Genomic DNA, 13,631 nt, shown 5'->3' on the forward strand with positions numbered 1-13,631 from the left:
AGCTAAGCTAGTATGGTTTTTTTGGTTATCTAACCGCAATTACATCACCGTAATAACGATATTGTACTGTAGTAACCGAATGATTGGTTAAAGGGTAAAGTGCCAATACGAGTATTACGACTCGTCGCCATTACCTTCTTCAACACGACTCTTCAACTTTTGCCCAGGTCTGAATGTAACTACCTTACGGGCTGAAATTGGAATATCTTCACCGGTTTTAGGGTTACGACCAGGACGTTCGCTTTTTTGACGTAGGTCGAAGTTACCAAAACCAGAAAGCTTCACTTGTTCACCACTTTCTAAAGTTTCACGAATCTCTTCAAAAAAGATCTCAACCATTGCTTTTGCGTCGCGCTTGCTCAGCCCAACTTCTTCAAATAAATGTTCTGCTACTTCTGCTTTGGTAAGCGCCATTGCTTAGTCCCTCAGTGATGCATTTAACTCGGTTTTTAAGGTCTCAACCACTCTATTGATAACATCAGTGATGTCTTTTTCTTCTAGAGTTTTATTGGTATCTTGTAGTACTAAGGCGATAGCTAAGCTCTTAAAGCCTTCTTCAACGCCTTGTCCTGTGTATACATCGAACAAGTTTAGATCAATTAAATAACTTCCGCCAACCTTTTCAACAAGTTGTAAAACTTTTTTTGCATCTACATCATCTTTTACTACTATCGCTAAATCACGACGGTTAGCAGGAAAACGAGAGATATCAGCGGCTGCGGGTATTTTTTGTACTAACACTTCTGATAACAATAGCTCAAAAACTAAGGTACGACCATTTAATCCTAATTTTCTTTCTAATTCAGGATGTAAGGCAGCAACATAACCCACTAAGTTACCATTTTTAGTAATTTTAGCCGTTTGACCTGGGTGTAATGCGGCAACTTCAGCTTTTGAAAATTCATAAGCATTGGCATCACTCGTCAGTGCAAGTAGCGCTTCAACATCACCTTTAATATCAAAAAAGTCTGTTGCGGCTTTTTCCATACTCCAATGTTCATCAACACGTTGACCGCTAATAACACCGCTGAGCATGTTTTGTTGACGTACACCATTTTCTGCACTTGCATCAGGTACAAAACGTAAGCCACTTTCAAATAAGCGCACACGGCCTTGCTGACGGTTTTGGTTATACGCCATAGATTGCAATAACCCTGTCCATAAACTTAAGCGCATTACTGACATTTCTGATGAAATTGGGTGCGGTAATGTCATTACTGCTTCGTTAGGGTGAAGTAAACTTTGTACTTTAGGGTCAACAAAGCTATAAGTGATCGCTTCTTGATAATCACGATTAACTAAGGTTTGTTTTAATTTGGCAACCGATAGCTTAGCTTCTTTTTGCGCACGCATTCTTAATGTCGCGCTAGGCGCAATATTAGGAATATTGTTGTAACCAAAAATGCGCGCAACTTCTTCAATTAAATCAACTTCAATTTTAATATCAAAGCGGTATGCAGGAACAACAACTTGCCATACTTTTTCAACACCTTCACCAGTTTGCGCTACAGCAAAGCCTAAGCGCGTTAAAATTTCGGTTACTTGTGCATCTTCAATATGATGACCAATACGGCTATCGAGTTTTACGCGACGTAAACTTACCGCTTTAGTTTCTGGAATATCGGCTTCTGATTGTGCTTCAACAACGGGTCCTGCTTGACCACCAACAATGCTAATAAGCAGTTCAGTCGCTCGTTCTATTGCGTCATGTTGTAACGTTGGATCAATACCACGCTCATAACGATGTGAAGAATCAGTGTGTAAACCGTATTGACGTGCTTTACCTAAAATTGCTAGTGGTGCAAAGAAAGCACTTTCTAAGAAAATATCGGTAGTATTTGATGTTACGCCAGACTCAAGACCACCAAAAATACCAGCCATAGCTAAGGCTTTATTATCGTCAGCAATCACTAAGGTTTTTTCTTTTAACGTCACTTCATTTTCATCGAGTAATGTTAATTTTTCTTCGGCTTTAGCAAAACGTACATTAATGCTGCCATCAATTTTTGCTAAATCAAACGCATGCATTGGATGACCTAGCTCTAATAACACATAGTTAGTTACGTCTACTACAGGGTCAATTGAGCGTGTACCGCTTCTGCGCAGCTTTTCAACCATCCATAATGGGGTTGTTGCTGTAGGGTTAATACCTTTAATAACACGCCCTAAATAACGAGGACAGGCTTCAGTAGCTTCAATGTTAATTGCTAATACATCGTCAATAACCGGCGTTACTGCTGTAATTTCTGGTTCAGTCACTTCAAGTGAGTTAAGTACACCTACTTCACGTGCTAACCCTTTAATGCCTAAACAGTCACCACGGTTAGCGGTTAAGTCGACATCAATAGTTACATCATCTAAGTCTAAATATTCACGGACACAAGTACCAAGCGGAGCATCATTTGCTAGCTCCATAATACCGTCTGAGCTTTCTGCTAAACCAATTTCAGATTCACTACATAACATACCAAATGATGGTACGCCACGTAGCTTAGCTTTTTTAATTTTAAAATCACCCGGTAATACAGCACCAACCGTTGCTACCGCAACTTTTAAGCCTAAGCGGCAATTTTTAGCGCCACAAACGATATCAACTAATTCGCCTTTTACTACAGTATCTGAGCTGTAGTCACCTAAGCTAATTTTCGTTACTTGTAATTTGTCTGCGTCAGGGTGAGGACCACATTCAACCACTTCACCAATAACCACACCACTAAATTGACCAGCAACTGGATCAACACCGTCAACTTCTAAACCAGCCATAGTAATTTGATGAGCTAATTCATCAGAAGAAAGCGCAGGGTTTACCCACTCACGTAACCAAGATTCACTAAATTTCATTATGGGTTTCCTACTTGAACTGTTTTAAGAAGCGAAGATCATTTTCGAAGAATGCGCGTAAATCATTTACGCCATAACGCAGCATAGTTAAACGCTCTACCCCCATACCAAACGCAAAGCCGGTATACACTTCAGGGTCAATGCCAACACTACGTAATACATTAGGGTGAACCATGCCACAGCCTAATACTTCTAACCATTTACCATTTTTACCCATAATATCAACTTCAGCTGAAGGCTCGGTAAACGGGAAGTATGACGGGCGGAAGCGAATTTCCACTTCTTCTTCAAAAAAGTGATGTAAGAAGTCGTGTAAAATCCCCTTAAGGTGAGTAAAGCTAACATCTTTATCAACCATTAAACCTTCAACCTGATGAAACATTGGTGTATGTGTTTGGTCGTAATCGTTACGGTAAACTTTACCAGGAGAAATAATACGTAATGGCGGTTTTTCAACTTCCATAGTACGAATTTGCACGCCTGAAGTTTGTGTACGTAGCACTAACTTAGGGTTGAAATAAAAAGTATCATGATCTTGACGAGCAGGATGATGCTCAGGAATATTTAAGGCATCAAAGTTGTGATAGTCATCTTCAACTTCAGGGCCATCTTTTACTTCAAAGCCTAAATCACCAAAAAAGCTCTCTATACGGGCAATAGTACGTGTTACTGGGTGTAAACCACCAATTTGAGTTCCACGACCAGGCAAAGTTACATCAATTGACTCTGCGGCTAACTTTTGCTTAATTTCTTCTGCGCGTAACAACTCACCACGCTCGTTCAGTAATTTTTGTACTGCTTGTTTAGCAATATTAATTACTTGGCCCATTTTAGGTTTATCTTCTTTTGATAATTGACCTAAGCCTTTCATTTGCTCGGTAAATAATCCTTTTTTACCTAAAAAATTAACGCGCACTTGATCAAGCGCATTAGGATCTGTAGCGTCTTTAATGGCAGTTTCTGCCTGGGCTACAATGCCATCTATAGTGGTGGTGTCTAAACTCATGATTTCCTCTAAATCCAGGGTAAATAAACAGCAACAGTAAAAAGTTGAACCTGCTGTTTACAAAGAGATTAAGTCAAATAGTAAAAATGGAATAGATTTTACACGAAAAGTGATGATTATGTAGAGTAAATAGCGGATTTTTTGATGGTATAGCGCTATTTATAGAAAAGTATGACCTGTAATAGATAAGATATTTATAAGCCTGCTGCGTTCAGTATCACAATAGGCATTAACCTAGCGGCGCTCTCTGTGGTCAACGCCATACCATGGCAGCAAAAAGCAACAAGTGAATTTTATGTTTTTTTTCTGTTAGTTATTGTTTTTTCATGCTTAGCTGTAACTGCATTATCTGTTTCACGCTTAACAAGAATAAAGGTGAGATACATTTTTGTCGGTAAGGAAAACACTAAACCCAAGGCAATACATACAGCGCTAATAATAATCCCTGTTACGCCCATCGCTTCCATGGTTTCACTGAAATTGTGTAAATATATTCCTAAAAGCAATAAACACAAACCAATACCAATTGACGTTTTTAATAGTTTAATCAGCGTATCTTCATTCATGGCGACCTCACTTGAAATTACGAAATATTAATATGAAATTAATATTTCGCGCTAAAAAGTAAACATCATGCCAATACCAGTAGCATTTTCAGCTAAGCTTTGTGTTTGGGCTGCAAGCTTAGATCGATCACGTTTACTTTCGATATACAAATAAAAATCTTCATCCCAATGATATTTTGCACTTAAAATAAAATACTCTTTGTGATAACTGCCATCAGCGCCTAAATCAGGATGAGCACTTGAAAATGATGAATTATCTTTTAATGAGTTATAACCAATAATTAAAGAAATATCATTTTCAAAACGATAGGCACTGAATAATTCTATACCGCTTGATTTTGCCATCACTTGACCTAAATCATTAATATCATGATTTTTCATTTCAGTGACAACCAGCGCGACGTGAAGACCAAGACTCCCATAAGGGCGATAGGTTAAATGAGCGGAGATCAATTCATCATCAACCGCTTCTGTTTTTAAACCATTAGCGGCCAAGCTGACTTTAGCAACGTTGTACGCTAAACCAAGTCCTAGCTCAAATGGTGCTTGGTAAATAACTGAAAATCCATAAGAGTTTTCAAAATTAAGCACCGCAGATAAATCTTTAACCCCTTCTCCAACCATATGTAAATTTTCATCAGAAGCTAAATACTGAACGCCAAAAGAAAACTGCTGATAGTTGAGTTTATATTGCAACGCTTGCTCGGCGCGCCCGGTACCTGAAAATCCACCATCGGTACCAAAATTATAGGTACCTGAAGCTTCAGCACCAAATACTTCAAACCAATCAGTTACACCACCAATATCGTAAGAAACACCCCACTGTTTACCTACAGTGAAACGTCCGTAATCTTGGTGCTCTACACCAACAAAACCTTGTCTTAACCATAAAGTGTCACTACTAGGCCCGGTACTGGTTAAACCATTGTGATTGACAATAATACTATCGTCAGTAGTAGAAAGTTAAACACCCCATTCTAACTTAGCAATAGCTTGCCAGTTATGTTTTATGTGATGTGATAGATCAAAATAAACGCGTGAAAAACCATCTTCAACTTGGCTAATATCATCGGCTTTTAAATAGTATGCTGACAAATTACCATTAAAGTCGGCCGTGCTTTTTTCATCTTTATAGAGCTCTAATGCGCTACAAAGCGGTGAAAAAGTGCTTGCTGTAATGCTAACTACACTAAAAAAAACAGCTTTATTCATGATCTATCCTTATTTAATCTAGCGTGATTATTACACAGTGACACTTTTATTTTCAGCGTTAACTATGCTCAATAATGCTTCAACAGGGTGACGAGCATTTAACTCGCTAAAGCGTTTAACTTGCGAACGGCAAGAAAACCCTGTTGCTAGTATTTGCTCTGCTGATAATGCTTCAATTTTTCCTTGCCAACTCAACTCAAATAAGCCTTTTGAATTCGCTAGGTTATTTTTTTCATGACCGTAAGTTCCTGCCATACCACAACAACCAACACTAACTTTTTCTAAGTTAAGACCAAAATACGAAAATATTTGTTGCCATTCATTCTCACTGTTCACTAGCGCAGTTTTTTCAGTACAATGCGCAAACAACTTAAAGTCAGGAACATTTTTTAGCGTAGATTTTGCTTTAAATTTTTCATCATTTTGAATAAAGGTTAGTAGCCATTCGTGCGCCAACAATACGTTAAAATCACCTCGTTGCTCCCCCAGGGTTTTACGATACTCGTCACGATAACAAAGCACCATAGAAGCATCCATGCCCAGCATAGGAATATTCAACACGGCAAGCTGATTTAAAAAATCACTGGTTGATTTTGCCGTTTTAGCGAAGCGCGCTAAAAACCCTTTAACGTGTTGCGCTTTACCATTAGGCTTAAATGGTAATAATATTGGCTCTAGCCCTAAGTTTTTAATGAGTGCCATCATGCTTTCAACCGTTTTAGCATCATAAAACGACGTAAACGGGTCTTGTACAATTAATACATAACCTTTGCGCTGATCTTCGGTCAGATTACGTAGTTTATCTAAGTCAAAACCACAAAAGCCTGCATTTTTTACTTGTTTTTTTAAGGTCGGTACACTCAATATTGGTGTATTAACATAACCAATAGTTTTTTCTGAAATTTTTTCATAAGCTTTAGTGTTAAGTACGCTGTTCACTAATTTTGGCGCTTTAGCCATTAGCGGCGCGAGTATTTCGACGTTCGCTACTAAGTGATCTTTCATCGGACGCGGATAGCGAGAGTGGTAAATATTGATAAAGCGCGATCTAAAATCGGGCACGTCAACTTTTATCGGACATTGACTTGCGCATGCTTTACAAGCTAAACACCCTTGCATCGCTTCCATCACTTCATGAGAAAAATCGTCTTGGTTCTCTTCTTTTTTAAACAGTCCCGTTTTTAATTTGCCAATAGTGCCATCAAGTAGCTTTTTCACTGACCAGTGATTAACTTGCGTTTCAAGGGCTAAAATATCTACGCCCTGCTTTTCCAATAACCGCAGCCATTCACGCATAAGCCCTGCGCGTCCTTTCGGAGAATGACGTCGATCACGAGTAATTTTACTCGACGGACACATCGGGCTATCTGCGTCATAGTTAAAACATAAACCATTACCGTTACAGTCCATCGCTGCAGTGAAAGACTCTTTCACTTGTATTGGAATTTGCCTATCAAAATAGCCCCGTTTAGTATCATCAACGCTCACCAACTGTTCAGCTGAATCAATTGGCGTACAGATTTTACCTGGGTTCATTTTATTAAACGGGTCAAAAGCGGTTTTTATTTTTCTGAGCTCAGTAAATAATTGCTCGCCGAAAAACTCAGGGCCATATTCAGAGCGATAACCTTTACCGTGCTCGCCCCACATTAAGCCGCCATATTTTGCGGTCAGCTTCACGACTTGATCTGAAATCACACGAAGTAACTTTTCTTGCGCTTCATCGCACATATCAAGCGCAGGTCTAACATGTAATACGCCCGCATCTACATGACCAAACATACCGTAATTAAGTTGATGACCGTCAAGTAGAGCTCTAAACTCTGCAATAAAATCGGCTAGGTTCTCTGGTGGAACAGCGGTATCTTCTGCAAAGGCCAGTGGTTTTTGGCTGCCCTCAGTTTTACCTAATAAGCCAACCGCTTTTTTACGCATTGCATAAAGCTTGTTAATACTAGCGAGATCTGAAGTAACTTGATAACCAATAACACCGCCACTTTGCGCGCTGTCACCAGCAATTAATTCGTCAAGCTGCGTGGTTAATTCAGCAACTTGCGCTGCTAAACCTTCAATACTATCACCGTTATATTCAACAACGTTGAGGCCATCCATGACTTTAGCTGGTACATCAGCAATTAAATCACTAACACTATGCCAAACAATATCTTGCTTCGCTAAATTTAATACCCTTGAATCAATAGTTTCAACTGACGTAGCTTTTGCTTCAACTAAAGCTGGAGAGTGACGTAATGCCGAGTCAAAGCTATCGTACTTAATATTGATTAAGGTTTTAGCGACACGAATTGGATTAATATTTAATTTGGCCTCACAAACAAACGCCAGCGAGCCTTCAGACCCTGTGATCAAGCGCGATAAATCAAATATTGCTAGCTCGCCATTAGTATCACCTTTAGCTGTTTGCAACACGTTTTCAAGATCATAGCCCGTTAAAAAACGGTTCAAGCGTGGAAATTTTTCTAAAATGAGTGCTCGGTTATCTAAGCATGAAGCTAATACTTGTTTGGTAATTTGACCTAAAGTGGAGTCTTGCTCAGCTATTTGTTGCGCCTCAGTCAAGCTCATTGGCGCAGTACTAAGTAGCTCACCATTAGCTAAAACAGAGTCCAATGCCAACACATGATTTGAGGTTTTACCATAGACTAACGAGCCTTGCCCTGAAGCATCGGTGTTAATCATGCCGCCAATTGTCGCGCGATTTGACGTTGATAAATCAGGTGCGAAGAAAAAGCCATGAGGACGCAAATAATCATTTAACTGGTCTTTAACCACACCGGCTTCAACCCTCACCCACTTTTCAGCGACGTTGATTTCTAATACTTTATTCATGTATTTAGATAAATCAACTATCACACCTGGCGTTAAACTTTGACCATTGGTACCTGTACCGCCGCCACGAGCACTGAATTTAATCTCACGATATTCATCGTTATGAGTTAATAACGTTAAAATGACAATATCTTGTTTACTGCGCGGATGAATAACCAATTGCGGTAATTGCTGATAAATACTATTGTCTGTTGCCACTGCCAAGCGAGCGCTATAACTCGCATTAACATCACCACTAAAGTTGTTTTTATTCAAGTCGTTAACAAAATTTTGGTATAACGGCGGTAAGTGTTCTTGATGACTAATATATGGAAGCATAAGGTAAAAATTAAAACAGGACAGTAGCTCGAGTATATCACGCTAAAACTGAATTTTTACTCTAAAAACGAATAAATTCACCTTGTTAATGATATTTTTCACGCTTTTATGAATTTATATTTACCAATAATGAATAATACCTTCCCTTAAATGTCGTGTTGTTGATAGTCCATTACAACGCTTTACGCTAAATTAAAGGTCATTTTCTAGCGTTGTAAGCGAACAATTTAATAATTTGCCAAAATGAATAACAACAAGATAAGTTTTTAGCTGCTAACGCTAGTTCAATACTCTGCTACCGCAATGAGCAATATTAATGAAAGCAGCTAAAAATAATTATAGTTGCCATTGTTTACTGATGACTTTCAATGTAGCGAGCACGCTTTTTACGCAATAACTTATCAAGATCAACAACAACTAAACCATCAACACAATCATTAAAGTCAGGGTCGATATTAAATGCTGAAAAGCTCACACCACCATCTTCACACAATGCTGAATATTGCTTATAAAGCGTTGGTACGCTAACGCCTAAGTTAGCTAACAAGTGCTTCATAGTGATAAAATCTTTCTCTTTATCGTTACCATCAAAGCTTGACAGCCATTGCTCTTGCGCTACTTCACTCAATTGAAAAGGTATTTTCGCCTTAGCTAATTGCTGCTCACTTTTAAAGTAGTGTTGATAATAGTGAATGAGTAAATTTTTCGCGGTATTTGGTAAAGTATTACTGATACTAACAGGACCAAATAAAAAGCGATATTGTGGGTTTCTAGCGACAAAAGCCCCAATTCCCACCCATAAATAATCTAAGCTGCGCTTGCCCCAGTATTTAGGCTGGACAAAGCTACGTCCTAACTCTAATCCTTGGGCAAAAATGGCATTCATATGCGGCTGATAATCAAATAACGTTTTGGTATACAAGCCGTAAGACTCGGGATCATCAATTAATTTTTGACTTTCACCAAAGCGATAAGCGCCAGCAATCTCTAAATCGTCATCATCCCATAAAATTAAATGCAGATAATGCTGATCATAACAATCAATATCGCGTCGTTGTCCGCTGCCCTCACCAACCAAACGAAACGACACTTCACGCAAGCGACCTATTTCACGCATAATGGGTGAGCTGCTTTCATGTCGATAAAGTAAAATGGTTTTGCCGTCGGCAGTTTTACCGAGCTGCTCACATTCATTAATCGCCATTCTAAGCTCTGCGCGATTTTCGGGGTGAGCAATAGCTTTTTCAGTTTTTAATATTTCGGCCTTGTTATAACCAATATTATACAAGTGCTTTTTAAAAAGTTTAGCCTTACTCGCCAACGGAATTTTTAGCGCATCGTAATGTTCAAACGGAATCACATTGCCAATTTTAATATTCATACGTTTGTGTGCTTGTTTAAACATTTCCTTGATTAAAAACAAGGTAGATAACGGCTTATAAATACTTGATACCGCATAAAATAATGCTGAATTTCTCGCATCAATGTAAACTGGTAAAATAGGGGAATTCGTTGCGCTAGCAAAATGTAAAAAGCCTTTATGCCAACTACCGTCTCTAATGCCAGCGGGGCTAATGCGTGATACCTCTCCCGCAGGAAAAATAATAACAGCCCCCTCATTATTGAGGTGCTGATAAATCGCATCGAGGTTTTGTTTCGCGGTATTACCCGCCATATTATTCACCGGCAATAAAATATTGCGCAGCGGTTTAACATTCATCAGTAAGTCATTGGCAATCACTTTAAAATCTGAACGTATTTCACTAACCATTTTAATTAACGCAGCGCCATCTAAGGTGCCAATGGGGTGATTGGCAATAATAACAACACGACCATTGGCTGGTATTTTTTCTCTATCTTTATCACTGATGCAGTAACCAAAATCAAAGTGGTCAAGAATGGTTTCAGCAAAATCGACCCCTTTAGCGTGTGGGTATTTTCGTTCAATTTCAACTAACGCTTGTTCGTGTAATAAATAACGTAAAATAGTTTTCACGCTTTTGCTCACCAGTGACTGGTGATTCATCTTAGGGAGTTTCTGAGTAACGACTTGGTCAACATTGAACATATTGCTTTCTCCACCAGTAGATAACTTTTCAAGTTAAGTACCACTGTAATCAAGCTATATGGCTTATATTTGACATTTACTTGACAAATTTATGACAGACTTTGATGGCCTAATAAAAATTCTATTCTAATACTTAATTTGTTCTTGGTGGTATAAATAATGAGATGTAACAGAGGTCAACTTTCTGAGCATACAGCAAACATAATGTTAATAGTTCTATCACGCCTCGGGGCACAAAGCGCTCTAGGAAATCATCTTACACTTTATGAAAGCTACAATTAAAGACCTTCCCTCCACTTTCTTTCAATAATTAGTTGCTCAACTATTGGTGGGCACTGCATAATTGTGTATTTTGTGACTGTAATCTACAAAACCCCAAGACATTTCGGTAAGTAAAACAGAGCTAACATCATGATAGAGTTGTTATGAACACTCGATGCAGAGGATCTAAGAGCGCATGGTCGAAATCAACAAGAAAAGCTTAGAAGCAAAGAAAAACCATCATCATGTTTGGGCTAGTTATATGAGGCGGTGGGCACCCGATAACAAGAACGTTTTCTACACCACCAAAAAGAACAACAACATTATTCGAAATGATAGCGTTAAAAGCATTGCTGTTGAACGTGACTTTTATCGAGTTCAAGCACTTACACCTGACCATGTGGAAGTTATAAAAGGATGGTCAACTAAAAGCCCAGAAGACCTACATGAACTACATATGTCTTATCTAAATGATTACATGAAAATGCAATATATGGAATCCATCTATAAGCAGAGTGGCATTAAAAACGAAAAAGTCGATAAAATGTTTGAGGCTTGGAAGTACAACGGTATTGAAAATTATCACACGGCTCATGAAGATGAGGCTCAAGATGTGTTAAAAGCACTGGCAAATCGTGATTTATCTGTACTTGATAACGACCGAAATATGATCTTTTTCATGCAGTTCTTCGGTCACCAGATTGCTAGAACCAAGAACTTCAAAGATACGATAGGTGCTGGACTGGGCAAATCTAGGTCTAGCTTAGATAAAACCACGGAAGAACAAGTAAACCATATAATGAAGCTGACTCAAGAGTCTTGGTGGTTCATTGGATATATGTTTGGCATTAGTATGGGGCGGTCACTGTACTTAGATAGAAAAGACGATGTTCATTGCTTGCTTATCAATGATACAAACACACCGTTTATTACCTCTGACCAGCCGATTGTAAATACTCATCAAGCATTGACTGACGAGGTTAAACCACCAGAAGAGCATGAGTGCGATTTCTACTACCCAATATCACCAAGCGTGGCTTATATGATTAACAAATCGAATCGTTTTCCACGCGGTAGAGTTCAAGTATCGGTTGATGACGTAAAAGAAATGAACATCAAGCTGGCTAAAAAAGCCAATTTTCATATTATTGGTGACAGTAAAGAATCACTTAAGCCATATAAGAAGTATGTAAAAACCAACCTAAATGCTATTAAAGACTTTGGGAAGTAAATTTGTACATTTTTCATATATGGTGTAATGGGGACGAAACGGCCTTAGAGTATATGTGCTAATGTATTACTCTAGTCACTAGTAACTTCCACTAAGTGCACTTAGCTGACTTCATAAACCAGTGAATACACAAGACGCAAAGACACCTGACGAACAAGTCATTCGCTAAGCTATAAAGTGCAATAAGCTACACATAGTATTTATCGGCTAAAATTTAGATAAAAAGGTAGGAATAGCATTTTTCTAGATTTTGGTTATAACCTTTACGATTAGCTAAAGACTATAACGTTTTCAGGCCTGTTTAATGTAAGGCTAAAACTTCCAAGCAATTTCATTTCTGAGTTTTTCGACTAAGGTCACTTGCGGGCCGGCTACGGCATAATACACTATGGTTTGCTCGCTTTGTGTAAAGCACTTTAGCGCCGCTCTATTATCGTTAAAGTTGCCATACGTATAATTGCCATTTTGTACCACGGATTTAAAACCGAGTGAATTGAGAATACTTTGGCTTTTCTGTGCGCATAACTCAACCGACTCAGGTAGCGCCTTGTGCCCTGACCATAAATGTGGCGCGTAAGTTTTAGGTACCGTCACTATGGTATGTTGAGTTTTTACGGTTGTAGGGGCTGTCGCCTGCTTATTATTTTTTATCTCGGTTTTTTTTGGCTCTGGCTTTGGATTTTCTTCCGTTGATATTGGTGCTGTTGACTTAGATGAGCAACCTATCATTAATACTAAAGGTAATAACATTAACGTTTTCATAAAATATCCTTATTAACGTGTTTGTGCATTTTATTGTAATTGTAATTGTAATTGTCTGTTAGCTGAATTATATACCCCTTACGGTGGCAAGCTTTAGCTCAAACTTGCTAATACTTCAGCGGGTATTGGTTGTAAACGTTTGTCTTTATCTAAACAGACCATTTCTATATCTGCTATTACGGCCGCTTTGGTGCCATTAGGTCGCCATACTTCTTGACGCCATAGTGTTTTGTATTTGCCATCAAAACTATAACGGGTACGAATATCACAAATTTCAGCAAACTCAACACCGTCTTGAAAAATCATATTCGCTTTATATACCGCAAAACCAAGCCCTTGCTCGTTCCATAGTTTGGCGAGTTTGTCACTGTCAATCACATGTTCACGGGCACGTTCAAAGTATTTTAAAAAGTTAGGGTGATACACCACACCAGAATGGTCGGTGTCTTCATAATAAATTTGTACGGGATGATGAAAAACTTTAGTCACAATATTTCCTGATACGATATAAGCGCTTTC

At 38.6% G+C, this 13,631-nt stretch carries 11 protein-coding genes; 1 reads left to right on the forward strand and 10 read right to left on the reverse strand.

The genetic code is table 11. From position 1 onward, the window contains the following. Positions 1 to 114: 114 nt before the first annotated feature. From ABD005_RS12870 to olsF, 8 genes are all read right to left on the reverse strand, one after another. Positions 115 to 414: an integration host factor subunit alpha gene (locus tag ABD005_RS12870; RefSeq protein ID WP_215979595.1), complete on the reverse strand. Its 300-nt coding sequence runs from the start codon at positions 412 to 414 to the stop codon at positions 115 to 117. 3 nt (positions 415 to 417) lie between these two features. After that, entirely contained in the window at positions 418 to 2,841 is a 2,424-nt protein-coding gene (gene pheT, locus ABD005_RS12875) for a phenylalanine--tRNA ligase subunit beta (protein WP_343817885.1), read from the reverse strand. Between the two features lie 10 nt (positions 2,842 to 2,851). Further along, the gene (gene pheS / locus ABD005_RS12880) at positions 2,852 to 3,847 is read right to left on the reverse strand and encodes a phenylalanine--tRNA ligase subunit alpha (protein WP_252738842.1); all 996 of its coding nucleotides are present in this window, start codon (positions 3,845 to 3,847) and stop codon (positions 2,852 to 2,854) included. A gap of 293 nt (positions 3,848 to 4,140) precedes the next feature. Continuing rightward, positions 4,141 to 4,413: a hypothetical protein gene (locus tag ABD005_RS12885; RefSeq protein ID WP_215979597.1), complete on the reverse strand. Its 273-nt coding sequence runs from the start codon at positions 4,411 to 4,413 to the stop codon at positions 4,141 to 4,143. 51 nt (positions 4,414 to 4,464) lie between these two features. Next, positions 4,465 to 5,355, reverse strand: coding sequence for a porin (locus ABD005_RS12890; RefSeq protein WP_343817918.1), 891 nt, complete (start codon positions 5,353 to 5,355; stop codon positions 4,465 to 4,467). Between the two features lie 21 nt (positions 5,356 to 5,376). Then, positions 5,377 to 5,625, reverse strand: coding sequence for a hypothetical protein (locus ABD005_RS12895; RefSeq protein WP_343817887.1), 249 nt, complete (start codon positions 5,623 to 5,625; stop codon positions 5,377 to 5,379). A gap of 30 nt (positions 5,626 to 5,655) precedes the next feature. Then, the gene (gene ydiJ, locus ABD005_RS12900) at positions 5,656 to 8,790 is read right to left on the reverse strand and encodes a D-2-hydroxyglutarate dehydrogenase YdiJ (RefSeq protein WP_343817888.1); all 3,135 of its coding nucleotides are present in this window, start codon (positions 8,788 to 8,790) and stop codon (positions 5,656 to 5,658) included. A 352-nt stretch (positions 8,791 to 9,142) separates the two neighbouring features. Next, positions 9,143 to 10,858, reverse strand: a complete 1,716-nt coding sequence (olsF, locus tag ABD005_RS12905) for a bifunctional ornithine lipid synthase OlsF (protein WP_343817889.1) — start codon at positions 10,856 to 10,858, stop codon at positions 9,143 to 9,145. Between the two features lie 457 nt (positions 10,859 to 11,315). On the opposite strand from olsF, the gene ABD005_RS12910 reads away from it, so the two are divergent. Then, entirely contained in the window at positions 11,316 to 12,350 is a 1,035-nt protein-coding gene (locus tag ABD005_RS12910; RefSeq protein WP_343817890.1) for a DUF4238 domain-containing protein, read from the forward strand. 312 nt (positions 12,351 to 12,662) lie between these two features. On the opposite strand, the gene ABD005_RS12915 is transcribed toward ABD005_RS12910, so the two are convergent. Beyond that, positions 12,663 to 13,112: a hypothetical protein gene (locus ABD005_RS12915; RefSeq protein WP_215979602.1), complete on the reverse strand. Its 450-nt coding sequence runs from the start codon at positions 13,110 to 13,112 to the stop codon at positions 12,663 to 12,665. A gap of 93 nt (positions 13,113 to 13,205) precedes the next feature. Beyond that, complete coding sequence (locus tag ABD005_RS12920; RefSeq protein WP_215979603.1) at positions 13,206 to 13,601, reverse strand: thioesterase family protein; 396 nt, start codon at positions 13,599 to 13,601, stop codon at positions 13,206 to 13,208. Positions 13,602 to 13,631 lie beyond the last annotated feature (30 nt).

This window comes from Colwellia asteriadis (assembly GCF_039523295.1).
Classification (GTDB): Bacteria; Pseudomonadota; Gammaproteobacteria; order Enterobacterales; family Alteromonadaceae; genus Colwellia; species Colwellia asteriadis.